We start from the raw sequence: 24,795 nt of genomic DNA, 5'->3' as shown, positions 1-24,795 counted from the left end.
GGGCGCCGGATGCAAATCCGGCGCTTTTTTTGATGAGGTAACGCGCATACTAAAGCATGGAGGTGGGTCCATGTTTTTGCGGCATAAGCTGGTGGAAATAGCAGGAGAATACGAGGTTGTTTTATATTTAGAGCCGTTCACCATGGAGCTTGCGGCGGAATTGGGAGCAGGAAAGGAAGCCAGACACAGTATTCGCGAGGCGGCCCTGCGCTATATAAAGGATAAGCTGCCGCATGCCAAGATTGCCAGTGTGGCCATCATGGCAGGATCCTTTTTGGTAACGGCTTTTCCTATGCAAAAAGCTTCAGCCCATGAGGCGGACTTCAATATGAGCTACCTGTTTTTCGGCGGGACAAACACATACATTCAGCAGGTGGACCGGACAAAAGGGAATCTGAACACCGTTGCGCCGAGCTATTTTAATATAAACAGCGACGGCACGCTGCAGGTCGGGGAGGAATGGGACCCGCGTATGGTGACGGAAATGCATAATCGCGGCATACGGGTGGTCCCGTTTCTGAGCAACCATTGGGACCGGGCGCTCGGCCGCACTGCGCTTGCCAACCGGGAGCAGCTGTCAGGGCAAATTGCGGATTTTATCGTGCAGCATAACTTGGACGGCGTCAATGTTGACATTGAGAATGTGACGGAAGCAGACCGGGATGCGTATACCGACCTGGTGCGCCTGCTGCGGCAGAAGCTGCCGGCAGGGAAGGAAGTGTCCGTTGCCGTCGCGGTGAATCCGGAGGGTTGGAACACAGGATGGCAGGGCTCATATGATTACGCGGGTCTGGCGCGGTATGCGGACTACCTGATGCTGATGGCTTACGATGAAAGCTATCAGGGCGGGCCGGCAGGGTCTGTCGCCAGCTATTCGTGGGTGGAAAGGTCCATTCAATATGCGCTGGGACAAGGTGTCGCACCGGAGAAGGTTGTGCTGGGACTGCCGTTTTTCGGGCGGTATTGGAAGGAAGGGGCGGTAACGGGCGGCTATGGCATGCCGGCGCATCAGGCTGAGGAGCTGGTGAGGCAGTACGGCGGCACCGCTGTTTTTGATCCTGTCACCCGGACGCCAATGGCGACCATCACGATTCGAGAGGGAGATCAGCTGCCGGTCGTATACGGCCGTACCATGACTCCGGGCACATACCACATTTATTATGAAAATGCCGAGTCCATCCGCGAAAAAATACAGCTTGTTCATCAGTATAATCTGAAGGGGACCGGCAGCTGGAGCCTTGGCGGGGAGGATGTGGCGGTTTGGGGCTCCTACAAATCCTGGATGATGACACATAACAATGAGGCCGTGCCTGTAGCAGCGGCTCCGCGTCCAGCGCCGTCTCTTGTGCCGCCGGCTGCCAAGCCTGCAAAGGGCTACCCGCTTTTGAAATATGGCGTGAAGGGAAAAGCGGTATCGGATTTACAGAATGCCCTGAAGCAAAACGGCTTTTACAGGGGGGCGGTCAATGGAGCATACGACAGCGGCACAAGAAATGCTGTAATCAGCTTTCAAAGGAAATATAAGCTGGCGGCAGACGGCATCGCCGGCACACAGACGCAAAGCAAGCTGTATGCGCTGAAGCCGCCGGCTGCCAAGAAATTGTCCTATCAGACGCTGAAGGCGGGAAGCCGCGGGACAGAGGTGAAGAGACTGCAGGAAGCGCTTCATAAGCTCGGCTACCTGCGTGAAGCACCGTCTTCCTATTACGGAGCAAGCACAAAGGCTGCGGTTACCGCTTTTCAGAAAAAGCAACGGCTGGCGGCAGACGGCATTGCCGGGGTGCAGACACAGACGAAGCTGTACAGTCTGGTGAAATAAAAGCAGGGTGAGAGTTGCATTATGAACTAAGCGGACAGCGGATTGCTGTCCGCTTTTGCTTTTACATATTTTAGGAAAAAATGGAAAATGGGGTTGCAAAACTGACACTTGTGTCATTATAATAAAAGTGACATATGTGTCAGTTTTAGGAGGGAAAGCAATGACGCCAAAGATTTCGGAAGCCGAGAAGGAGCAGCGCCGGTCGCAAATTATAGGAGCGGCCATGGAAGTATGTAAGCGCAGAGGCTATGAAGCGGTAACCATGAAGGATATTGTGGAGGAAACAGGAATGAGCCGGGGATGGGTGTATCTGTATTTCTCCAGCAAGGAAGAGATTTTCCGCGCGTGGATGGAGGAGAATGACAAGAGGATTTTGGCGCAGCTGGAGCAAATCCTGCAGGAAGCGCCGTCCATCTGGATGGCAATTGAACACATGTTCCAAACACAGGCGCAGGCGATGGAGGAGCCCGACGACCGGCTGGGTCGCGCCATTTATGAGTACTTTTTGGGAGGGCTGGACCACGCGGAACGCAAGGAATATTTGGCACAGCGTTATGTGCGCATGCAGGAGGCGACGGAGGCCTTGTTTGAAAAAGGGAAGCGGACAGGGGAATTTTCTCCAGAGGTGGACGCTCTATCAACTGCCAAGGTGATGCTGATTTTCTTTGACGGATTGGCTTTGCATATTCAAGGAGTGGGGCCCGCGCTTGTGCAGCCGCGCAGACAATTGGAAATGTTTCAGGAAAGCATGCGGCTTCTGTTGGGCGTTGCATCTTATCGTAAAGGGGAATGAACATGGAGATCTTTCAAAATCGTACGTTTACAAAGCTGTTTTTGGCAATGTTCACTTCACAGCTCGGATCAACCATCGGCAATATGGCCTTTGCCTTTTATCTGCTGGAGCATTTCAGCAGCAAGCCGTATTATGCGACGCTTGCAGAAATGATGTATGCAGCGCCGGCGCTGCTCGTATTTTTCCTGGTCGGTGTGCTGGCTGACCGGATGGATCGCAAGCGCATTGCGGAAAGCTCGGATTGGATTCGGGCCGGACTGACCGTGCTGCTGCTGGCGGCAGTATTGTCCCACTCGCTGTTTTTCATTTTCCTCATCTTGTTTTTGCGCAGCGCCGTCACGAAATTCTTTGGTCCGGCGGAGACAGGGATTTTGCAGGGCATTTTGGATCAGGAGCAGTATATGCAGGCTTCCGGGCTGAATCAAAGCGTAATGGGTGTGTTCATGCTGTTTGGCGTCGGCCTCGGCGCCTTGTCCTATCACTACTTGGGCATCACCTGGTCTGTTGTGATAGACGGCATCAGCTTCGTCATCTCTGCTTTGCTGATCCGCAGCTGCCACATCAGCGAAGCGGTGCGGCGTCCAAACGGAAAAACGCACTTCAGGGATATTAGCTTCCAAACGATCTTCACAGACTTCAAGCAAGGCATCCTCTACATCAAGAGCTACAAGCTGCTGCTTTCCATCCTGTTTGCCTTTTTCGTATTCGGACTTGTCAACGGGGGCTTTGCAGTCCTGCCGCTGTTTACCATGAAATATAAGCTGGCACCCGGCCACTATGAGCAATTCGCCTCTCTCTTTTCCATCTTTCTCGGTGTTGGCTTTGTGGCAGGCAGTGCCATCAGCAGTAAAGTCATTGAAAAGCTGCAGCCGCATCGGGTGCTGATTCTGGGAATCTTCCTTACCGGCATTTTGACTTTCGTTGTCGCAACGATGACAAACGTATGGCTGTACCTTGTATGTATTGGTATCACGGGCTTGCTGCTGGCGCCGGTGAATGTGGCGCTGGGGGGCTGGATGAATGAGCTTGTGGACCCAAAAATGATTGGCCGTGTAAACGCCTGGGTAGATCCATTTATGACATTGGCCCACACATTTGCGCTCGGTCTGATTGCGGTTGCCTTTCCGGGCTTTGTCAGCATCGATGTGCTGTACTACGTATTAGGCGGACTGTTGCTGTTCGTTTCCTGCTATTACTTGCTTGTGCTGCCAAAGCTGGTGCAGCAGCCGGCAGCACAAGCAAAGGGGCAGCTGGACGCGCAGTCTTAAGCAAAAGTTAAGAATCTCCAGATATAGTAATTCACAGAGAAAAAAACGAGTCTGGAGATGAGAGCAATGAAGAAGATCAATTATGTCAAATTCACGCTCGACCTGCTGATGGCGGTCACAATGGTACTGCTGTTCAATAAGCGGGTGCTGGGCGGCCTGACCTTCCATGAAATTGCGGGGTTGGGCCTTGCCGTCGCATTCCTCACCCACGTCCTGCTGAACGTGCAGTGGGTCAAGCGGGTGACGCTGAAGCTGTTTGATAAGAAGCTGCCATGGGGCACACGGTTTGGGTATTTGCTGAACCTGCTGCTGCTGGCGACCATGACCTTTATTATGGTGAGCGGCATTTTTGTTTCCCGGGTGGTGTTCCCAAATATTCAGGTATCCAATGAGCGCTGGTTTCAAATGCTGCATATTTCCCTTTCCTTTTTCGTGCTTGCTTTGATCGGCATTCATGTCGGCCTGCACTGGAAATGGGTGGTGAACGTTTGGAATAAGATGCTGTCTGTGAAGGCACAGCCTTGGTTTGGCATGGCGGCGAAGCTTGCAACAGTGGCATTGCTGCTGTTCGGCGGCTACGAAATGTACACTACGAACTTTGTGTCCCGTCTGGCCAGCACAGGGTCCATTCTGACAGGGCAGACATCCGGCGGTATGGAAGGCGGCATGAAAAGCGACCGCCCGGCCATGGCGGCGAATGGACAGATGCCTGCGGGCGGCTTCCATAGAGATGGCGGAGAAGGCTTCCATAAAGAGGGAGGCGAAGGGGGCGGACAAAGTGTCAATCCTCTCGGCGTCATCACAACATATACCGGCATTATGGGTGTGTTCGTGATTATTACCTACTATCTGACAAAGCTGCGCTCCCGCAAAAAAGCGCGGGCTGTATAAAGAGAAAGAGCCGGTCTGCGTATTTCACAGGCCGGCTTTTTCTGCGAAGACAAACATTGCAGGAAGGGTCGCCATGTCTGCTATAATGAAGAAAATGACACGGAGGCAGGACCGATGGAGGATTTTCTTTCGCATGTACCGGAGCGTGAGCGGCTCGTCTATGAGCAAATGCGGCAGCTGCCGCGGCCCGAGAAGCAGGCGCTGTGGGAGCTCATCCGCCTGGCCAATCGGGAGGGGACAGCGGTGCATCCGTACGGCAGCAGGGAAATCGGAAGCCTGCTGCGGCGCGGGCTGCTGCTGGAGATGCCGTACCGGGGAGCGGGCATTTCGGTGAAGGTGATTCCGCAGGCGCCTTATTTGCTGCGGCAGCTGCGGAATTGGACCGCGCATAAATAGAAGAAGGCAGCTCGTTCAAAACGGCTGCCTTTTTCTCACTTTTCCGCTGCCCGCTCCAATAGAGCCTGCAGCTGTTCCTTCGCATTCTCTTTGCACAAGCCGCCGTGGTAGCAAACCACAGCATCCGGCTGCAGCCCGCTGAATTTCTGCAGAGACTGTACAGCTGTTTCCACATCGTGCGTCACCTGAGGGACCGGGCCCTGCAGCGCGCCGTTTGCGTACACCATGGCATCTCCTGTCACCAGTACCTGCTGTTCCTCAAGATATAAGCTGATATGGCCCAGCGTATGCCCTGGCGTGAAGATGGCACGGATGCCGCCGCAATACGGCAGTACCTGTCCATCCTCCAGCAGCTTGTCCACCCTTGCTTTCGGCGGATTGGCAAACATCGCGCGCACGTGCGGCGGCAGCTTCTCCAGCGCCCCAGGCGGCAGGGACTTCAGCAAGGGCCTTTGTCCTTCAATATACGGCTGTTCCAACGCGTGGGCATACACCTCGACTCCGCCGCCGGCAGCCTCCAGAATTGCCGGCAGACTGCCGATGTGGTCCAGGTCCTGATGCGTCAAAATGACGGCACGCAGCTGTTGAAACGGCACGCCTGCCTGTTCCATGGCCGCCTGAATTTGACCGAGCATACCGGGCAGGCCTGTATCAATCAGAATGGCATCCTTCTCGTCCCAAACAAGAGTGGGACAGTACACGGAAGGGCCATTGGAGCCTTGCGCATGCAGCTCCAGCATTTCTACTCCTTTTGTCACTCGCATTCTAGCTCTCCTTTAGGTTTGTAGGATGTAATAGGGAAGACATGTACACATCATAGTACTTGCCATCACACTTCATATAATCCCGCAAAATACCTTCTTTTGCAAAGCCGAGCTTCTCCAGCACATGCTGGGAAGCTGTGTTCTCCAGGTATACGACCGCGCCGATGCGGTGCAGCTCCAGCACACGGAAGCCGAAGGAAGTGAGGGCCCGAATCGCTTCTGTAGCATAGCCATGGCCCCAATATTCTTCTGCCAGTTCGTAGCCGATCTCACAGCGGCTGCACCCCTTGTTCCAGGCGTGGAAGCCGCATGTGCCCATGAAGGCGCCGTCCTCTTTCCGGACAATGCCCCAGCGGATGCGCTGCCGCTCGGCAAAGCCGTCCCGGCAGCTCTGAATGAAGCCTTCTGCCTGCTGAATGGAAGAGAACGGCAGCACGCCCCAATACCGGGTAACAGCCTCATTTGACAGGCAGCGGAACACCGCCCCGGCATCTGTCAGCTGAAGCTCCCGCAGCTGCAGGCGTTCTGTCTCCAAAACTGGAAAATCCTCCAGGTTAAAATTGCTGTTCATCTTTTCCCCCTCATTTCTCTTCATATCTTGCACTTAATTCGGGGAACACCCTCTCAATTCCTTCCCGTGCGAAAAAGGGGGAATCTCCAAATGAGGAAATGGTATAATAAGGGAGAAGAAGATAAGAGAGTTAGGGGAATCTGTCATGAAGCGTATTTGTATTTTCGCCGGGTCCAGACCCGGCAACCATCCGTCCTATGAAAGAAAAGCCGCCGAGCTTGGCAGGCTTATTGCAGAGCAGGGGCTGGAAATTGTGTACGGAGGCTCCCGTCTCGGCCTCATGGGGGCTGCGGCAGATGCGGCTTTATCCCACGGCGGTAAGGTAATTGGCGTCATGCCGGGCGGCTTATTTCGGAAAGAGATTGCCCATGAGGGACTGACTGAGTTCATTGAGGTTGACAGCATGCATGAGCGCAAAGCACTGATGTCCAAGCTCGCAGATGCCTATATTGCTCTGCCGGGAGGCTTCGGCACCTTTGAAGAGCTGTTTGAGGTGCTGTGCTGGGCTCAAATCGGCTTGCACCAAAAGCCAATCGGTGTGCTTAATATTGAAGGCTACTATAATCCTGTTTTGGAGCTCATTTTGCATACTGCCGAGGCGGAATTCATGCCGATGAGCCAGACAAAGCTGCTTGTGTCGGACCATGAGGCGGCCGGCCTGCTGGAAAAGCTGATTTCCTACCAGTTTCCGCTTTCCTGATGCAGGGTGAACAAGAACTGGGGCGGAGGACACCGCCTCTTTTTTGCGCCATTTTTTTCATGATGGAAGAGCGGCTGTCAGCATGGCAAAATCGTTATATTCTTGTTACGATAGAGATAATCGTTTCGGAGGAGGAGCTGGCGTTGAATTTTTACCTTGCATCCGGTTTGCAGAATAAAGCGGCAGTGCGGGAGGCAGCCGCCGCATTTGCTGCGGAGGGCTTTATGCAAACCTATGATTGGACAAAGAATGAGAGACCCATAGACATATCGGAGCTGCAGGCGATTGGGGAAGCGGAGCTGCAGGCCGTTGCTGCCGCGGATTTCGTGGCAGTGCTGCTGCCGGGCGGGAAAGGAACGCATGCAGAGCTGGGCATGGCTCTGGCATTGGGGAAGCGTGTCTACTTGTATTCGGCATCCCCTGAAATCAACGACCCGGCGCAGGCCTGCTCCTTTTATCATATTGCGGGAGTGGACCGATATGTCGGCGAGATTGCTGCTTTCATAGAGTATGTGCTGGAAGCGGAGCGGGGGCATGCCCGGCCGCGCCAGGGATAGGAGTCGGTGGATATGCGTCTGAGAAGAAAACTGCGCAGCTGTTTTTTGCTGCTGGGACTAAGCGGGGCTCTGCTGTATCCGTTGGCTGCCGACATTCAAAGGCAATATGTGCCGACCCGGGAGCTGGCACTGCAGCGTTATCTGGATATGCAGCGGCTGCAGCTGGACACCATGCCTGACAGAGTCACTGTCTCGCGCTTTGAGAAAACCGTGCAGTCAGATGTATACAACGTATGGCTGCTTGTGAACCAGAAGGAGCAGCCGGCACCGATTCAGGTACGGCTGCAGCAAAGCGCGTTCGGCTACAAGCCGGTGCTGGCGCGTGTGGACCTGAAGTGGCTGCTGCAGCGCACGAAGCGGACACCATGGATATAACGATGAAGCGTATGTTCCATCATGTTGCGGTATTCTGCGCTGCGGCGGTGCTGGCGTTCCTGTTCATGGAGCATGCCGGGGACCGTCTCATGCTTGTGTTGATCCCTTATGCTTCCCCATTGCTGTTTCTGGCCTTCCGGTTGGCCGGGACTTTGTGCTTGTACATGCTGTATTTGCTGCTGTGGTCACGGCGAAAGGGCCCTGCTGTGAAAATTCCGGAAGCCTTCATTTTTGTCTTCAGCATCCTGTATCTGTTCATCCTGCTGACCATGCTGTTTGGCAGAAGCTATGATGTATATGAAGCGAACTATATTCCCTTTCATACGATCCGGGAGTATATCGACCGGGGCTGGGACCACTTATATGTCTGGAGTAATTTGCTCGGCAATATTCTCCCCTTTATCCCGCTCGGCGGGCTGCTGATGCGCTTGTTCCAGCGCAAGCGTTGGACCTTGGCTGGCATTCTGGTTTGCATTTTAACGATTGAATTTTCCCAGCAGGCGCTGAGCCGGGGCAGCTTCGATGTGGATGACATCCTGCTGAACGTGCTCGGCGCCATATGCGGCGCCTGGCTGTATGACCGGCTGCGCTTGCGGGCGGAACAACAAAAAGGCTGATGCACTCAGCCTTTTTATGTTGGGTTAAAAGCGTTGTTCCGCTTCTAACGTGAGGTGATCCCCGTATACGGTTTGCTCCCCTTCTGATGTGATGAGAGTACAGCTGACAAGAGCAAATGGTGTGTTTGCAGGCGAGAATTCATATTCCAGCAGAATGCCGCTTTCCAGGAGCTCGCCTTCCTTATAAATATGTACATATTCCCCTTTGGCAGAATGCAGCTTTTTCTCATGCAGCATACGGCTCCAGGCATCCCAGTTGGTGACAATGTAAGCCGGCGTGCTGTCCATCAGATAGCCGAGCATGGCTCCCTTATCATGAATGCGGCCTTCCAGCGCTTTGGCCGCAGTCAGCAGGAATTGGTGAATCGCTGTGTATTGATTATAGGTAAGCCTTTCTGAAAAGGATATACCAAGCTCGTGTACAGCTTCGCGCCATTCCAGGGTGAGCAGCTGCTCCATGGCAGCGGTAAGCAAGGGCTGCAGGCGCTCCTGCGCAGCATCACTTTGATATACGATTCGGGCTTTCAGCATTCAGATCTCTCCTTTGTTTCTCTCCATTGTTTCCGTTTCGCAGCATAAGCGATCATAATCTGCCGCTTTTCTTATTATCTCAAAGCAGCGTTGACTATTCTGTGAACACTGTCACAGGAGAGGAATTTCTGTGATAAATGTCACATTCTCTTTTCGCCGCTTTGTATATGATACAAACATAAAGAGTGCACTCCATCAGTTATAAAAAATCCAGAGAAGAGGGGATTTATATGGCGACTGTAGCAAAACCTACAGCGGGTCAGTTGAATAGAAAAGGCAGATTGCCTGCCGATTGGAATCCGGAGAACGCAGTTTATTGGGAGGCGGAAGGAAGAATCCACGCGCGCCGCAACCTGTGGATCTCCGTGCCAAGCTTGATGCTGGCATTTATCGTATGGCAGATTTGGTCTGTTGTCGCAGTTCGTTTGAATGATATTGGCTTTGCATTTTCCCAGGAGCAGCTGTTTACGCTCGCGGCCATTCCGGGCCTTGTCGGTGCAACACTCCGCTTCCTTTATACCTTTGGCGTCGGCAAGTTTGGCGGCCGCAACTGGACTGTGTTCTCCACGGCGGTGCTGGCTCTGCCGGCAATCGGAATCGGGTTTGCCGTACAAAATACAGCCACTCCGTACTGGGTCATGCTGCTGCTTGCTGCAGCCTGCGGCCTTGGCGGCGGCAACTTCTCCAGCTCTGTGGCAAATATCAGCTTCTTCTTCCCAAAAAAGGAAAAAGGTACAGCGCTTGGCATTAACGGCGGCCTCGGCAATATGGGTGTATCCGTTGTACAATTCGTAACACCGTTGATTATTACAACCGGCACTTTCGCAGCCATCGGCGGCGGCGGCCAGGTGCTGAAAAATGGCCAACAGGTTTGGCTGCAAAACGCTGCATTCATTTGGGTGATCCCGATTGTCATCTTAACAATCATCGCATTCTTCGGCATGGATAATGTGCCAAATGCGAAGCAATCTGTAGCAGACCAGTTCGTGATCGTAAAGCGTAAGCACACTTGGATTATGACTGTGTTGTATGTGGCAACATTCGGTTCCTTCATCGGGTACTCTGCGGCATTCCCGCTGCTGTTGAAGCAGCAATTCCCGCAATATGTGCCTCTGGCATTCCTGGGTGCTCTTGTAGCGGCAGCGGCACGTCCGGTCGGCGGCTGGGTCTCTGACAAATTCGGCGGCTCCCGCGTAACAGCAATCGTACTGATCATTATGTCCATTGGTGCCCTGGGTGTCATCTACTTCTTGAATCTGAAGCAATTTGCTGGCTTCCTGGCATCTTTCCTAGTATTATTTGTAGCAGCAGGTCTTGGTTCCGGTTCTACATTCCAAATGATTCCGAACATTTTTCCGCAGAAGGAAGCAGCGCCGGTGCTCGGCTTCACGGCAGCATTTGCAGCATACGGCTCCTTCTTCATTCCAAAGCTGTTCGGCTGGTCTGTGGCATCCACTGGAACACCAGTAACAGCGTTCTACTTCTTCATCGCATTCTATGTCGTTTCCGTCGCGCTGAACTGGTATTACTATCAGCGTAAAAACTCAGAAGTAAAATGCTGAATATAGAGGGGGAAAGGAGTTTCTGGCCGGGCTGAAGCCCGGCAGGAAGCTTCACCCCCTTTTTGCAATTTCTATAGATAGAATTGCTTCTTGCGAAAGGAGAGCAAGCAACATGAGAGAGACTCAGGTACGAGATGCTTATGATCGGCCGCTGCGTGATTTGCGTATTTCCGTCACAGACCGCTGTAATTTCCGTTGTGTCTACTGCATGCCAAGTGAAGCCAATATTTGCTTCATGCCACGGGAGCAGCTGCTTTCATTTGAAGAGATTGTGCGGCTGGCGCAGCAGTTTGCCGGGCTGGGCACGGAGAAAATCCGGCTGACCGGCGGCGAACCGCTGCTGCGCAAGGATTTGGTGCAGCTGGTGAAAATGCTGTATGAGATTGAGGGAATTAAGGATATTGCCTTGACCACCAATGGTGTACTGCTGAAGCGGTACGCGAAGGATCTGTATCAAGCCGGCGTGAAGCGGGTCAACATCAGCCTGGATGCGCTGGATGATGAGGTTTTTACTGTCATGAATGGGGTGGGCGCACGCTCCGGGCAGGTGCTGGCGGGCGTGGATGCGGCATTGGAAGCCGGCATGACCGTAAAGGTGAACATGGTCGTCAAAAAAGGCATGAACGCTTCGCAAATTTTGCCGATGGCCCGTTTTTTCAAGGAAAAAGGAATTATGCTCCGCTACATTGAATACATGGATGTCGGCTCGTCCAACGGCTGGAATATGGAAGATGTTGTCACCAACAAGGAAATCCGTGATATGATCCACGCGGAGATGCCGATGGAGCCGGCAGATCCGGCTTACTTTGGCGAGGTGGCATCGAGATACCGCTACGTTGGCACAGATGTGGAGGTCGGCTTTATCTCCTCGGTTTCGGAGGCATTCTGCTCCTCCTGTACACGGGCGCGTTTGTCAGCGGATGGGCAGCTCTATACCTGCTTGTTTGCAGACAAAGGACTGCCGCTGAAACCGCTGCTGCGCAGCGCGGCAAGCGATGAGGAAATACAGGGCACCCTGCGGGCGGCCTGGCACAAGCGGGATGACCGTTATTCCGAGGAGCGCGTTTCCTACTATGAGTCCGGCCGGCAGAAGAAGCGAATTGAAATGTCGTATATTGGAGGATGAGATGAGCGTCCAAGAGCATAAAACAAAAGCGACGCAGCCGGTGCGCTGCAAGATCGTGACGGTTTCCGATACGCGGAACGAAGAAACGGACAAAAGCGGCAAGCTCATGATGCAGCTGCTCGAGGAGCATGGGTATGAAACAACTGCATATGAAATTGTGAAAGACAGCAAGACGGATATTCAGGAAGCCATCCGCTCTGGCTGGGAGCATCCTGACGTGGATGTGGTGCTGACAAATGGCGGCACCGGCATCACCCGCCGTGATGTGACCATTGAGGCCGTGCAGGGGCTGCTGGAGAAAGAAATTGTTGGCTTTGGCGAGCTGTTCCGTATGCTGAGCTATACGGAGGATATTGGCAGCGCCGCCATGATGAGCCGCGCCATTGCGGGCACCAATGGCCGAAAAGCTGTATTTGCCACGCCCGGTTCCACCGGTGCGGTGCGTCTGGCGATGACGAAGCTCATCTTGCCGGAGCTGCGGCATATTGTATGGGAGCTGTACCGGCAATGAAGACAGCAGGCATTATTTTGGCGGGCGGACAATCGCGCCGCTTCGGGTCGCCAAAGGCGCTGGCGCTCTGGAACGGCAAAACGTTTGTAGAGCATGCCATATCCGCGCTGGCGGCAGACAGCACCGTCATCATCAGTCCGCTTCCGCAGCTCGACAGCTTTGGCCGGCGGGTTCCGGATTTGCCTGCCTATGCGGGCATGGGCCCCCTGGCCGGCATTCTGACCGGCATGACAGAGTGCGAGGCGGATTGGTATATTGTCATGCCGTGTGATACACCCCGTATGACAAGGGATGTAATCGAACGGCTGTTGACATTTGCCGGCGGCATGCAGGCGGTTGTTCCAGTAATAGAGGGACGCCAGCAGCCGCTGATTGCCGCCTATCACTGCAGCACGAAAGCTGTGCTTGAGCAGCAACTGCAGCAGGGTGAGCTTCGGATGATGTCCTTCCTTTCCCGGCTGTCAGTCCGTTATGTAACCGAAGCAGATTTGCAGGCGCAGCCGGAGCAGTTTATGAATGTTAACACCCGGATCGAGTACACGGAGCTGCTGAACAAGGAGAGTGCCTTATAATGGGCAGTCTCCTTTTTTAACGAATGGGGATTTTTTTGCTCGGGAGGGATTCCAGCAGCCGCGTGCCGTGCCGGACAGGGCAAAGTAAAAAAGAAAGTGGAGAATCTGTGACAGCGCTCTCTCTTCTGTTGTACAATGTGATGTATGTCACGCTACAGGGACATATATTTCGCTATATTCTAACATATACGTATCCATCCCGGTTCAAGGGGAATTCAATTTATTTTATAAAAGAGGCTGATAAGTATGACATTGATGCGGAAACCCATTCCGGTTGCCGAAGCGGTCCAGCGGGTCATGCAATTTCCCCGGCTGAAGGAAGCGGAAGCCGTAAAGCTGGAGGAAAGCACCGGACGTGTGCTGGCGCAAGATATATATACAACTCATCCTGTACCGTGGTTTACCCGTTCTCCGTATGATGGCTATGCCATTTGTGCGGCTTCCACGGAACAGGCGGGAGAAGGCAGCCCTGTCTGGCTGCAGGTGCTCGGTACAGTGGCGGCTGGCGATGTGTGGCGCGGCTGCGTGGAGCGGGGACAAGCGGTGAAAATCATGACCGGCGGCGCGATGCCGGACGGTGCCGATGCTGTCATCATGCGCGAACTGACACGAGAAGAAGAACGGGACGGTGCTCTATATGTCCAGATTAAGCGCAAGGTGAAGACAGGCGAGAACATTTCCCGCATCGGCGAGGATATGGAGGAAGGCGAGCTGCTGCTGCGGCAGGGCACGATGATCAATGCCGGCACGGTAGCACAACTGGCAACCTTTGGCTATGCGGAGGTGCCGGTGTTCCGCAAGCCGGTTGTGGCAGTCATCGCCACGGGAAGCGAACTGCTTGATCCAAGCGAGCCGCTGGCACCGGGGAAAATCAGAAACAGCAATGGCTATATGCTGCTGTCGCAGGTCCTCCGCAGCGGGGCGGAGCCGCTGTATATCGGAAAAGTGCAGGATACCTTGGGCGAAACGCTCGCTGCCGTCAAGAAGGCGCTTGAGCAAGCTGATCTTGTGCTGACAACAGGCGGTGTATCGGTAGGGGATTTCGATTATATCCCGGCCGTATACCAGGAGCTTGGCGCACAGCCGTTGTTCAATAAAATCGGGATGCGCCCCGGCAGTGTCACATCTGCTGCCGAACGGAACGGCAAGCTGCTGTTCGGGCTGTCCGGCAACCCATCAGCCTGCTATGTAGGCTTTGAGCTGTTTGCCCGGCCGGTCATCCGCGCCATGATGGGCATGAAGCGGCCCTATTCGCAGCGGGTGCAGGCTGAGCTGCAGGAGGATTTCACCAAGCCGAATCCATTTGACCGCTTTGTGCGCGGCAAGCTGTCCTTCAGCGGCGGCCGATTATATGCAGCGCCGTCCGGAAAAGATAAATCTAATATTGTTTCCTCGCTGGCTGAGGCGAACTGCCTGATTGTGCTGCCGGGCGGCACACGCGGCTGGGAAGCCGGCAGCATGGTTGATGTCCTGTTGCTGGATGACCAAGAAGGAACCGGCCAATGGCGATAAAGCCAGTGATTTTGCAGATTGCCGGATACCAAAACAGCGGGAAAACAACGGCAGCCGTGCAAATCGTCCGTTCTCTCACGGAAGCCGGCTTCCGGGTCGGCACGGTCAAGCACCATGGACACGGCGGGAAGCCGGAGCTGCCTGCCGGGAAGGATTCCACGCTTCATTATGAAGCAGGTGCCGCTGCAGCAGGAGTGGAAGGGGACGGAACATTTGTCCTGACATTGCGTGGGGAGGGCCTGGAAAAGTGGATTGCCCTTTATACCGCTTTGGAGATGGATGTGATTGTAATAGAGGGCTATAAGCAAGCGGACTATGATAAAATGGTCTGCATTCGGACAGAAGAGGACTTGGATTTGCTGGAGAAGGCAACGCGCGTGCGGGCAGTCCTCGCATGGGAGCCGCTGACAGCGGAGGTTCCGGTCTTTTCTGTCCATGATGCAGCAGCATATATAAATTGGGTTCAGCAATATGTAAAGGAGCAGCGTTATGTTTGAAATTATTGCAACTCCGATTGACACCGGCAAGGTAACGGAGCACGTGATGCACCGCAATGCCGGTGCTGTCGTAACTTTTATCGGAACGGTACGGGAGCTCACCGGCGAGCAAAAAACACTGTATTTGGAGTACGAATCCTATGTGCCGATGGCAACAGCCAAGCTGGAGCAAATCGGCAGGGAAATCGCAGAAAAGTGGCCGGGCACGAAATCCGCCATTGTACACCGGATCGGGCGTCTGGAAATCGGCGATGCCGCTGTGGTGATCGCAGTTTCCTCCCCGCATCGCGCCCATGCATACGAGGCCAATCGCCACGCAATTGAGCGCATTAAGGAAATGGTGCCGATCTGGAAGAAGGAGCATTGGGAAAACGGGGAAGAGTGGATTGGCAATCAGCAGGGAACTGTTGCTTACCCGACTGGCAAGCCGGAGGTGGACCAATGATTACAGTGCTTGTATTTGCCCATTTGAAGGAGAAATTCGGCCAGCCGCGCCTGGTGCTTGAGGAACAGGAGCTGACGGTGTCACAGCTGCGCCGGGTATTGGCGGAGCAGTATGATCTGCAGGACAACAGTGTGATGATAGCCGTCAACGAAGAGTTTGCGGAAGAGGATGAAGTGATTCGCGCAGGCGATACGGTAGCATTAATTCCGCCGGTCAGCGGCGGCTGAGGAGGAATGGCAGCATGAGTGAATTTACACATTTTAATGAAAGCGGAAAAGCCCGCATGGTGGATATATCGGAAAAGACAGAAACAGCGCGTACGGCTCATGCCGCCAGCAGTGTCATTGTCTCCCGTGACGTATATGAAAAGATGGCGGAAGGCAAGGTGAAGAAAGGGGATGTGTTGTCTGTCGCCCAGGTGGCCGGCATTATGGGAGCAAAGAAAACAGCAGATATCATCCCGATGTGCCATCCGCTTTCGCTGAGCGGCGTGGACCTCAGCTTCCGCTGGGAGGAGCGCGGGGAAGAATACGAGCTTCATATTGCCGCATTTGTAAAAACAAAGGGAAGCACCGGCGTGGAAATGGAGGCGCTCACTGCAGCCTCTGTCTGTGCCTTGACGATCTATGATATGTGCAAGGCCATTGATAAAGGCATCGTGATTGGCCCTACGTATCTGGTGGAGAAGACAGGCGGAAAAAACGGTGATTATAGAAGGAATCAAGCATGAGCAGCCATGAACGGTATTCCCGACAAACACGTTTTGCGCCGATTGGCGAGCAGGGGCAGGAGGCATTGCGCCAGAAGCATGCCCTCATTGTCGGCGCCGGAGCTCTTGGCTGCGGCAATGCCGAGCTGCTGGTGCGGGCGGGGGTCGGCAGACTGACCATCATTGACCGTGATTACGTGGATTGGAGCAACCTGCAGCGGCAGCAGCTCTATACAGAGCAGGATGCCGAGCGCGGATTGCCGAAGGCTGTGGCGGCGAAGCAGAGATTGTCACAAATTAACAGCGAGGTGCAGATTGAAGCCATAGTCGGCGAATTGTCAGCCAAGGAAATTTTGGCATACTGTGAGCAGGGAATTGATGTTATGATAGATGCAACTGACAATTTTGAGACGCGGCTGCTGCTGAACGACGCTTCCCAGCAATATAGCATTCCTTGGGTATTCGGCTCCTGTACGGGCAGCTACGGCATGTCGATGGCCATCATTCCAGGCAAAACACCTTGCTTCCGTTGTCTGCTGCCGCACCTGCCGGCATACAGCCTCACCTGTGACAATGTGGGGGTCATCGGCCCGGCTGTGGCCATGACCGTTTCCTATCAGGCGGCCGAGGCGCTCAAGCTGCTGACGGGCCGGGAGGAAGCTGTCCGTCCATCGCTGGCAATCTTTGATGTGTGGGCCAACGACCATATGTTTTTGCGCATGGGCAAGAAGAAGCAGGCGGCTTGTCTGTCCTGCGGTGAAGCGCGGACGTATCCGGCACTGAATGAAGAGACCGGCAGCAAAGCGGCCGTATTATGCGGCAGGGATACGGTGCAGCTGAGGCTGCCGTATTCTCTCGATTTCGAACAATTGGCAGAGCATATGAAACGGACCGGCCAGCCGCTGCAGCGCAATCCGTATTTGGCCATGACGGAATTGGAAGGGCACCGGGTCGTGCTGTTTCAGGATGGCCGCGTTCTCATCCATGGCACAAAGGACATACAAGAAGCAAGAACGCTGTATCAGCGGTACTTTGGATGACCATGCAGCCGATTAGAAGGGGGTAGGAGCGTATGTCGAACGTGTTAAGCGCCGAAAGTGTAAGCCACTTGTCGAAGCTGGCCTATCAAACAATGAGAGTGAAGAAGAACACCTACTTGTTTCGTGAGGGGCAGGATGGTGACCGGTTCTTCATTGTACTGAAGGGGAAATTTCAAGTTAATAAGCTGTCCGGCGATGGCAAGCAGCTTTGTCTGCGGCTGTGCGGGCCGAATTCCATCATGGGGGAACTCATGGTGTTCTCGCAAAACGGCAAGTATTTGTTCAGCGGGAAAGCGCTGGAGGAAAGCGAAGTGCTGGTGATTAAGAATGAGGCCATTGAGAAGGAACTGCTTGTGAACCCGGAATTTGCAGCCGAGTTTATGCGTGTCATGACGGACCATATCCGGAAGCAGCATACGAAATTCCGTGACCTCGTACTATACGGCAAGAAGGGCGCCCTGTATTCCACGCTCATCCGGATGGTGAACAGCTACGGCAAAGAGATTGACAGCGGTATTTTACTAGATGTACAAGTCACAAACCAAGACTTGGCCAATTTCAGCTCCACGACACGGGAGAGTGTGAACCGCACACTGAATGAGCTGAAGGGCATGGGGATTTTGTCCTTCGAAGGGCGGAAAATCATTATCCATGACTTAGAGTATTTAAAGCAGGAAATCAATTGTGAGAACTGCCCCGCTTCTTATTGTAATATCGAATAGATTATAAGAGAGACCAGCTTGAACACCTGCTGCCGGCAGAGGTTTCAGCTGGTCTTTTTTTATTTGTTATTTTTTGGAGTCCTCTTAATTGTACAGAGGGAGGAAGCTGTCATGTACATGGCCGGACAAAATTTGCAGAATCATTCTGAGCGGCATAAAAAGGAATGGAAATTTAATTTAAATATATAGAAAATATGAATTTTACAAAAAATGTTGAAATGTTTTAAAAAACGAAATAAAATGAATCTTGCTTTAATATTTATTCGTTAAGTATTTTTGTTTATGCATGATTAAGGGGGTTTAAAAATGAAGAAAAAAGCAATGATTGCCGGTGCGGTTGCAGTCGGGCTTCTGACAGGCGCACCATGGGCAAACGTATTGGCCGACCCGGCAAAGTGGACAAACGTAAATACATATGAAGAGCAGGACGGCAGCAAATTCAACAGCGAAAACTATGATTTTACGAAGTTCTCAAAAATCGGCGCCAAGCTGCAGGAAATTGCCAAGCAGTCCAACCGTGTGAAGGTGGAAGTGCGCGGCACATCCGCTGACGGCCATCCGCTGTACGTAGTAACCATCGCAGACCCGGAGACACAAGGCAAATTTGGCAAGATTCAGGCACTGCGCAAGCAGATGTTCAAAAATCCGCAAAAAGCGCAGGATTGGATTGCTGCAAATCCAGAGTTCAAAACGCCGATTATGATTAATGGTTCCATTCACGGAACGGAATTCGTCGGCAGTGATGCGGTGCTGCAGCTGATTGAGCGTTTTGCGACACAGGATGATGCGGTTACAAAGAGCATTCTAGGCAGCAATATCTTAATTTTCAATGTTGTGCAAAATCCTGACGGCCGCGTAAACGCAACTCGTTTCAACGGAGCCGGCATTGATTTGAACCGTGACTTTATTACACAATCCCAGCCGGAAACACGGGAAACGGTGGATTTGATTAAAGAATGGAATCCAATGGTGTTCCTGGATACACATGGCTATGTGAAAAATTATGCGCCAAACCGCCAGGGCTTGATTGAGCCTTGCACACCGCCGCATAACCCGAACTATGAGTACGACTTGTACAACAAGTGGGCTTACAAGCAGGCAGAAGCGATGGAAGCACAGATTATGAGCGACAAAGCGGGCTTCACAGGCTCCCTGTACCAGAACATGGAAGGCGTGTATATCCCGCAGCGCAATGATTCGGCAGGCTGGGATGACTACCCGCCAATCTTTACGCCAATGTACGCCATGTACCACGGCGCATACGGCCACACACTGGAAACGCCTACAAACGATTTGGATGGTGTGCGCTGGATGTACAATGCCATTATGGGAGCATTGCAATTCGCAACGCAAAACAAGCAGGGCATGATTACAGACCAAATCGAAATGTTTAAGCGCGGCATCAACTTTGACCACCCGTTCCATAAGGAAGGCTTCTTCCCGAAAGCGTATGTCCTGCCGGTTGATCCAAAGGATCCGACTGTTACATATAAAGCAGTCAACCACTTGCTGAACAACGATATTGAGGTCGTACAGGCAGCAAAATCCTTCACGGCAGAAGGGAAGACATACCCGCAGGGAACCTTCCTGGTAAAAATGGATCAGGCAAAGGCCGGCCTTGCCAACACCATGCTGTGGGACGGCGAGGATATCACCAATGATACGCCTGCCATGTATGATATTTCCGCGTGGAGCCTGCCGGAGCTGTGGGGCTTCCAGGCGACAGCTGTACAAACAGACGTGAATGTGGTTACAACAAAGGTGAACAACGTAACTGGCTCAGGATCTGTATCCGGCAAAGGCCCATACCTGATTCCAAACAGCTCTGTCCAGGCTGTCAAGCTGGTGAACACTTTGCTGCAGCAGGGTGTGGAAGTGAAGCGCGACGCAAAGGGCAGCTTCTACACAACAGCGGCAGCCAACACGATTTCAGCGGCAGTGAAAGCATCCGGCCTGCAGATTGGCACAGCTGCAGTACCTGCAGGAGCAGCCAGCATCTCTAATGTGAAGGTTGCAATCTTGAAGGATGGCGGCATGGGCAAGCAGCAGTCCCATGCAGGCACAAAGCTGGCGCTGAAGCGCCTCGGCTTCCAAGTAACTGAAATGACGCCTGTAGAAGTGGCGCAGCAAGGACTAGGCGCTTATGATGCCTTTGTATACAGCGGTACAGCAAGCTTAATTTCCCTTAGCTTGAGCGCTGCCAACAAGGAATTTGGTTTGCAGGATCAGGCGCAGTACGATGCATTCCAAGCAAATGTGAACAGCTTCGTCAGCCGCGGCGGCAAGTATATTGCAGTGGGTGCGGGCGCTTCCACGGCTTCCAAAACGCTCGGTCTGACAGATGATACAATTATGGCCGGCGGCTCCAACAGCAACGGCATTGTCAAGGTGAACTATGAGGGCACCGGCGCAACAGCAGGCTACGGCCAAAAAGATATTGGCTTTGTATACCGTCCGGCTTGGTTCACGGGCAGCGGCGTGCAGAACGATAAGGTGCTGGCAACATATGCAAACACAACAGACTTCTTCATGGCGGGCCATTGGGCCAATCGCAGCAGCGCCCAGGGCCAGCCTGTCATGGTGAAGGAGCAGGGCAAGGATGTTACACTGATTGGTTTGGAGCCTGGCTTCCGTGACCACACAGACTATCTGTTCCGTCTGCTGTCCAACACTCTGTTTGAAAAATAAGAAGGCAATTTGATGATGTAGAATCATCAGCCGGTCCGGGATTTGCTTCCTGGACCGGCTTTTTGCATTTCATCAGCCCCCTGTTTCCTCGCAGCTTCGTGTCTGTCCCCGCCTGTATATTACAAAAATATCCATCTTGATGTCACGACATTGTCAAATCTATATGTGATGTGCGTCACAGTGATTTCGCTCACGCAAACCTATAATGAAAGCAACAAATGGTTTCCGGTGAAAGGGAGGCAAGACCATGGATATTATCGAGCGCAAATTTTATTCGAAAGCGCGCTTCTATTCTTTTTTGACAACATTGGTGCTTGTGTTCGTTGTCTGGTATTCAACTGACCAGTTTGTCCATATCGATTTGGCAACGCTGGGCTACTTGCTGGGGTCGATCGTATTTGCAATCGGGATGGTCATCCGCGTTTGCTTCTGGTTTGCCCGGCCAGCTACCAGCCAAGTCGTAAAGCGAAGCATCCACAACTTGAAATCGGCAGACAGGGTGAAACGCAACCTGCTGTCGATCGTGAAAACAGGCTTTGAAAACATTTTTTTGCAAAAATTCATTTTTAAGCGCGGCTTGTACCGGGGCGTGCAGCACTTCCTGATTGCCTGGGGCTGCATTGGCTCTCTCGCTTTTACAATGGGGCTTGTGTTCGGTCTCTTCCGTTTCAGCTTAATTGATGCTGACACATACGGCGTCATCATGTTCAACCATCAGGTGATACAAATCAAGGCGGACGGCGTACTGGCCGAGCTGATGTACAATTCCTTGAATATGTTTGCAATGATGCTGCTGATCGGTGCGACAATGGCACTCATCCGCCGCACGATCAATAAGGATGTGCGGGTTACCCAACGATTTGAGTTTGACATTCTGCCGCTTCTCCTGCTGCTTGGCGCGGCAGTTACCGGCTTGGCATTGACAGTATCGTATGTCTTCCTCGGCGGATTCTTCCATCCTGAGCTCCGTCTCATCCACGAGGTTGAAATTGTTTTGTTCCTTGTATACTTCCCGTTCGGCAAGCTGTTCCACGTGCCGATCCGGCCGCTGGCGACAGCCGTTCCGATGAACTATCAGGAGGTTGTAAAAGTGGATACACGTGCTTGTAAAAAGTGCAGCAGTCCTTACAGCAACGATGATCAAATCCAGGATGTCAAAGAAATTCTGGCTGCCCAGCAGTTTGACCTGCAGCTGGCAGACGGCACGTACTTGGCTGACTATTGTCCGGCCTGCCGCCGCCGCATCCGTGTGATGAAGCAGCTGAACATGGGCGCGCCGCTCGGTGACCCGTACGGCCCGATCCAAACCATTAACGGTATTCATATTCCAGGCTTCGGCCAGAAGCGTGCCGAGGAATTCTACGGCGTGCCGAAGCAACCAGACGAAGAAACGGTATCAGCAAAATAACGGGGTGAAATGTGATGAGTCAATTTGTGACAAAGGAAGGCGTAAAAAACCTGCATAAGCCAGGCGAAGAATTGATTACAACCCACTGCTGCTATTGCGGCATGCAGTGTGCCATGCATATTCGTGTCGAGAAGAAGACGGGCAAGGTTGTCGGCGTGGAGCCGCGCTATGACTGGCCGGTGACAAACGGCAAGATGTGTCCGAAGGGTGTAACGGCATACCAAACGATTGAACATCCGGACCGGATTACAAAGCCTCTGATTAAGCGGAACGGGGAATTTACAGCTGTTTCCTGGGATGAGGCATTGAACTACATTGCGGAGAACTTCCAGCGCATTCAGCGTGAGCATGGCAAGGACGCAGTCAGCGTGTTTGGCGGCGTATCCATGACAAATGAAAAGTGCTATCTTGTAGGCAAATATGCCCGCGTGGGCCTGGGAACGCGCTACATCGATTACAATGGCCGTTTCTGCATGAGTTCAGCTGCCGGCGGCATGCTGAAAACATTCGGCATTGACCGCGGCATGACATTGCCGGTGCCGGAATTGGAGCACACAGACTGCTTCTTCCTGGCCGGCACAAACTCTGCGGAGTGCCACCCGACAAGCACACAGTGGCTGTGGAAGGCAAAGGATAAAGGGGCAAAAATCATCGTGGTGGATCCGCGTGAAATCCCGATTGCCCGCGTGGCGGATGTTCATCTGGATTTGAAGCCGGGCACAGACTCCGCGCTGGCAGCCGGCATGATTCATTTGCTCATTAGAGAAGGATATGTAGACCATGAATATGTGCAGGCGCGCTGCAACAACTTTGAGGAACTGAAGGCATCTGTAGAGCATTGCACACCGGAATATACATCTGTAATCACCGGGGTTGCTGTTGAAAAGCTGATCAAAGCAGCTCATATTTATGGCCAATCCCCGCGCTCCGTTGTCATGTTTGCCCGCGGCGCTGAGCAGCAGTCCAAAGGCGTGGATAACGTGCAGATGTACATTACGATGTCCCTGCTGCGCGGCATGATCGGCAAGTTTGCCTCCGGCTGCGGCACCTTCACGGGACAGGGAAATGGGCAGGGCGGCCGCGAGCACGGTCAGAAGGCGGATTTGCTGCCGGGCTACCGCAAGCTGACGGATCCAAAAGCTGTGGAGTACGTATCCGGCGTATGGGGCATTGATCCGAAGGATATGCCGAAGCCGGGGGTATCCGCGTACGAAATGTTCGACCTGATGCACAGCGGCGAAATTCGCGCATTGCACCTTATGTGCAGTAATCCGGCTGTATCTGCGCCAAACGCGAACTATGTGAACGCTGCATTTGAAAAGCTGGACTTCATGGTGGTGAGCGACTTCTTCATGTCTGAATCAGCAGAGCATGCAGATGTTGTTCTGCCCGCGACTTCCTGGGCAGAGGATGAAGGAACCACAACAAACCTCGAAGGCCGCGTCATCCGTATCCGCAAGGTTCGCGACCCGATTGGCGAAAGCAAATCGGACTGGGAAATCATGAGCCTGATTGCAGAGCGCATGGGCAAAGGAAAATTCTTCCCTTACGAAAATGCACTTGAGATTTTCAACGAATTCCGTGTGGCGACAAAGGGCGGCCCTGCCGACTATTATGGTATTACATGGGAACGGATTGATAAAGAAGATGGCGTGTTCTGGCCATGTCCTTCCGAGGATCACCCGGGTACACCGAATATGTTCAGAGAGAAGTTTAATACACCTGACGGCAAGGCAAACCTTGGCATCTTCAACTGGAGAGAGCCGGGTGAAATCCAAAGTGAAGAATATCCGCTTGTGCTTACAACCGGACGCGTTGTCTTCCATTATTTGTCCGGCAACCAGACGCGCCGTGTCGATTTCCTCATGGAGCAGTGCCCGCTGCCATACGCGGAAATGCACCCGGAACTCGCAGCCCAGTATAATCTGACGAACGGCAGCAAAGTAAAGCTGACTACACGCCGCGGCCATATGACAGTGGATGTGCGCCTGACAAAAACAATTCGCAAGGATACTATTTTTATTCCATATCACTGGGGTAAGGAGTTGTCGGTCAATCAGCTGACAAACCCAGCCCTGGATCCAATTTCCCGCATGCCCGAATTCAAAGTGTGCGCAGTCAAAATAGAAAAGGCGTAAGGAGGACAATCTAATGAGAAAGGTTATGTATCTGGAATTCGAACGCTGCATTGGCTGCCGCTCCTGTCAGGCGGCATGCCGGGAGTGCGGCGATCATGAATATAAAGAACGCAACTACGTGGAGTATGTCGACTTTATGGAAAGCCGCCAGACCTTCCCGATGATGTGCATGCAGTGTAAAGACCCTGCCTGCGCCCGTGTTTGCCCGGCGAATGCTATCCAAATCACCGCAGAGGGCGTCGTGCTGTCTGCCATGGAGGAAAAGTGCATCGGCTGCCGCAACTGTACATTTGGCTGCCCGTTCGGCATTCCGAAGTTCGACTTTGAAGCGAACAAAATGTACAAATGCGACATGTGCTACGACCGGACAAAGGAAGACATCCCGCCGATGTGCGCATCTGTTTGTCCGAGCGATGCCATCCGCTTCATCGATTTTGATGAGATGCAGGCGCTTCGCCGCGGCCGTGCCCGCATGAATCTAATGGAAGGCAAAAAGCCGCAAGAAGGAAACAAGTGGAATTATGTCCCTGAATTCTTCGGTGTCTATACAGAGTAGTTCCCGTCCAGAAGGGAGGAGCGTTGG

At 53.1% G+C, this 24,795-nt stretch carries 27 protein-coding genes; 24 read left to right on the top strand and 3 right to left on the bottom strand.

Features of this window, described 5'->3' with window-relative positions; translation table 11 throughout:
• Positions 1–70: 70 nt before the first annotated feature.
• The 5 genes from NK662_RS03210 (at position 71) to NK662_RS03190 (ending at position 5,167) form a co-directional block, all read left to right on the top strand.
• Positions 71–1,819 carry a peptidoglycan-binding protein gene (locus NK662_RS03210; protein ID WP_254757281.1) on the top strand — a complete coding sequence of 583 codons (1,749 nt, stop codon included), beginning with the start codon at positions 71–73 and terminating at the stop codon, positions 1,817–1,819.
• Between the two features lie 160 nt (positions 1,820–1,979).
• Positions 1,980–2,612: a TetR/AcrR family transcriptional regulator gene (locus NK662_RS03205; RefSeq protein WP_254757279.1), complete on the top strand. Its 633-nt coding sequence runs from the start codon at positions 1,980–1,982 to the stop codon at positions 2,610–2,612.
• A 2-nt stretch (positions 2,613–2,614) separates the two neighbouring features.
• Positions 2,615–3,880 carry an MFS transporter gene (locus NK662_RS03200; RefSeq protein ID WP_254757277.1) on the top strand — a complete coding sequence of 422 codons (1,266 nt, stop codon included), beginning with the start codon at positions 2,615–2,617 and terminating at the stop codon, positions 3,878–3,880.
• 66 nt (positions 3,881–3,946) lie between these two features.
• Entirely contained in the window at positions 3,947–4,771 is an 825-nt protein-coding gene (locus NK662_RS03195) for a DUF4405 domain-containing protein (RefSeq protein ID WP_254757274.1), read from the top strand.
• 114 nt (positions 4,772–4,885) lie between these two features.
• On the top strand, positions 4,886–5,167 hold the full coding sequence (locus NK662_RS03190) for a hypothetical protein (RefSeq protein WP_254757272.1): 282 nt from the start codon (positions 4,886–4,888) through the stop codon (positions 5,165–5,167).
• 35 nt (positions 5,168–5,202) lie between these two features.
• On the opposite strand, the gene NK662_RS03185 is transcribed toward NK662_RS03190, so the two are convergent.
• Complete coding sequence (locus NK662_RS03185; RefSeq protein WP_254757270.1) at positions 5,203–5,931, bottom strand: MBL fold metallo-hydrolase; 729 nt, start codon at positions 5,929–5,931, stop codon at positions 5,203–5,205.
• A 1-nt stretch (position 5,932) separates the two neighbouring features.
• Entirely contained in the window at positions 5,933–6,502 is a 570-nt protein-coding gene (locus tag NK662_RS03180) for a GNAT family N-acetyltransferase (protein ID WP_254757268.1), read from the bottom strand.
• Positions 6,503–6,647: 145 nt separating this feature from the next.
• On the opposite strand from NK662_RS03180, the gene NK662_RS03175 reads away from it, so the two are divergent.
• From NK662_RS03175 to NK662_RS03160, 4 genes are all read left to right on the top strand, one after another.
• Positions 6,648–7,202, top strand: a complete 555-nt coding sequence (locus tag NK662_RS03175; RefSeq protein WP_254757266.1) for an LOG family protein — start codon at positions 6,648–6,650, stop codon at positions 7,200–7,202.
• Between the two features lie 143 nt (positions 7,203–7,345).
• The gene (locus NK662_RS03170) at positions 7,346–7,759 is read left to right on the top strand and encodes a nucleoside 2-deoxyribosyltransferase (RefSeq protein WP_254757264.1); all 414 of its coding nucleotides are present in this window, start codon (positions 7,346–7,348) and stop codon (positions 7,757–7,759) included.
• A gap of 12 nt (positions 7,760–7,771) precedes the next feature.
• Positions 7,772–8,134: a hypothetical protein gene (locus NK662_RS03165; protein WP_254757262.1), complete on the top strand. Its 363-nt coding sequence runs from the start codon at positions 7,772–7,774 to the stop codon at positions 8,132–8,134.
• The gene (locus NK662_RS03160) at positions 8,095–8,751 is read left to right on the top strand and encodes a VanZ family protein (RefSeq protein ID WP_254757260.1); all 657 of its coding nucleotides are present in this window, start codon (positions 8,095–8,097) and stop codon (positions 8,749–8,751) included. The genes NK662_RS03165 and NK662_RS03160 overlap by 40 nt, the downstream gene beginning before the upstream one ends.
• 24 nt (positions 8,752–8,775) lie before the next feature.
• Here the strand turns inward: NK662_RS03160 and NK662_RS03155 are convergent, their stop codons facing one another.
• Positions 8,776–9,282, bottom strand: a complete 507-nt coding sequence (locus tag NK662_RS03155; protein WP_254757258.1) for a hypothetical protein — start codon at positions 9,280–9,282, stop codon at positions 8,776–8,778.
• Positions 9,283–9,512: 230 nt separating this feature from the next.
• On the opposite strand from NK662_RS03155, the gene NK662_RS03150 reads away from it, so the two are divergent.
• The 15 genes from NK662_RS03150 to NK662_RS03080 all read left to right on the top strand — a co-directional run bounded on the left by NK662_RS03150 (position 9,513) and on the right by NK662_RS03080 (position 24,768).
• Entirely contained in the window at positions 9,513–10,844 is a 1,332-nt protein-coding gene (locus NK662_RS03150; RefSeq protein WP_254757256.1) for a NarK family nitrate/nitrite MFS transporter, read from the top strand.
• A gap of 112 nt (positions 10,845–10,956) precedes the next feature.
• Complete coding sequence (moaA, locus tag NK662_RS03145; RefSeq protein ID WP_254757254.1) at positions 10,957–11,970, top strand: GTP 3',8-cyclase MoaA; 1,014 nt, start codon at positions 10,957–10,959, stop codon at positions 11,968–11,970.
• Between the two features lies 1 nt (position 11,971).
• Positions 11,972–12,481 (top strand): MogA/MoaB family molybdenum cofactor biosynthesis protein, encoded by a 510-nt coding sequence (locus tag NK662_RS03140; RefSeq protein WP_254757252.1) that lies wholly within the window; start codon positions 11,972–11,974, stop codon positions 12,479–12,481.
• Complete coding sequence (gene mobA, locus NK662_RS03135) at positions 12,478–13,053, top strand: molybdenum cofactor guanylyltransferase (protein WP_254757250.1); 576 nt, start codon at positions 12,478–12,480, stop codon at positions 13,051–13,053. Before NK662_RS03140 ends, mobA begins: the two co-directional genes overlap by 4 nt.
• Before the next feature lie 246 nt (positions 13,054–13,299).
• A complete protein-coding gene (locus NK662_RS03130; protein ID WP_254757248.1) occupies positions 13,300–14,565 on the top strand; it encodes a molybdopterin molybdotransferase MoeA in 1,266 nt (421 codons plus the stop codon).
• Positions 14,556–15,062, top strand: a complete 507-nt coding sequence (gene mobB, locus NK662_RS03125) for a molybdopterin-guanine dinucleotide biosynthesis protein B (protein WP_254757246.1) — start codon at positions 14,556–14,558, stop codon at positions 15,060–15,062. Before NK662_RS03130 ends, mobB begins: the two co-directional genes overlap by 10 nt.
• Positions 15,055–15,507 (top strand): molybdenum cofactor biosynthesis protein MoaE, encoded by a 453-nt coding sequence (locus NK662_RS03120; RefSeq protein WP_254757244.1) that lies wholly within the window; start codon positions 15,055–15,057, stop codon positions 15,505–15,507. Before mobB ends, NK662_RS03120 begins: the two co-directional genes overlap by 8 nt.
• Complete coding sequence (moaD, locus tag NK662_RS03115) at positions 15,504–15,734, top strand: molybdopterin converting factor subunit 1 (protein ID WP_254757242.1); 231 nt, start codon at positions 15,504–15,506, stop codon at positions 15,732–15,734. Before NK662_RS03120 ends, moaD begins: the two co-directional genes overlap by 4 nt.
• A gap of 14 nt (positions 15,735–15,748) precedes the next feature.
• Positions 15,749–16,237, top strand: coding sequence for a cyclic pyranopterin monophosphate synthase MoaC (gene moaC, locus NK662_RS03110; protein WP_254757240.1), 489 nt, complete (start codon positions 15,749–15,751; stop codon positions 16,235–16,237).
• Complete coding sequence (locus NK662_RS03105; RefSeq protein ID WP_254757238.1) at positions 16,234–17,256, top strand: ThiF family adenylyltransferase; 1,023 nt, start codon at positions 16,234–16,236, stop codon at positions 17,254–17,256. Before moaC ends, NK662_RS03105 begins: the two co-directional genes overlap by 4 nt.
• Positions 17,257–17,288: 32 nt before the next feature.
• Positions 17,289–17,978 (top strand): Crp/Fnr family transcriptional regulator, encoded by a 690-nt coding sequence (locus NK662_RS03100; protein WP_254757236.1) that lies wholly within the window; start codon positions 17,289–17,291, stop codon positions 17,976–17,978.
• Positions 17,979–18,284: 306 nt separating this feature from the next.
• Positions 18,285–20,666 carry a M14 family zinc carboxypeptidase gene (locus NK662_RS03095; RefSeq protein WP_254757234.1) on the top strand — a complete coding sequence of 794 codons (2,382 nt, stop codon included), beginning with the start codon at positions 18,285–18,287 and terminating at the stop codon, positions 20,664–20,666.
• A 247-nt stretch (positions 20,667–20,913) separates the two neighbouring features.
• Complete coding sequence (locus NK662_RS03090) at positions 20,914–22,074, top strand: MFS transporter (RefSeq protein ID WP_254757232.1); 1,161 nt, start codon at positions 20,914–20,916, stop codon at positions 22,072–22,074.
• Between the two features lie 14 nt (positions 22,075–22,088).
• Positions 22,089–24,212: a formate dehydrogenase subunit alpha gene (gene fdhF, locus NK662_RS03085; protein WP_254757230.1), complete on the top strand. Its 2,124-nt coding sequence runs from the start codon at positions 22,089–22,091 to the stop codon at positions 24,210–24,212.
• A 13-nt stretch (positions 24,213–24,225) separates the two neighbouring features.
• Positions 24,226–24,768 carry a 4Fe-4S dicluster domain-containing protein gene (locus NK662_RS03080; protein ID WP_254757228.1) on the top strand — a complete coding sequence of 181 codons (543 nt, stop codon included), beginning with the start codon at positions 24,226–24,228 and terminating at the stop codon, positions 24,766–24,768.
• Positions 24,769–24,795: the final 27 nt, after the last annotated feature.

Origin of the sequence: Ectobacillus ponti (assembly GCF_024294785.1) — a bacterium.
GTDB lineage: Bacteria > Bacillota > Bacilli > Bacillales > Bacillaceae_G > Ectobacillus > Ectobacillus ponti.
The sequence above is the reverse complement of the archived record's forward strand: the minus strand, read 5'-3'. Positions and strand labels throughout refer to the sequence as shown.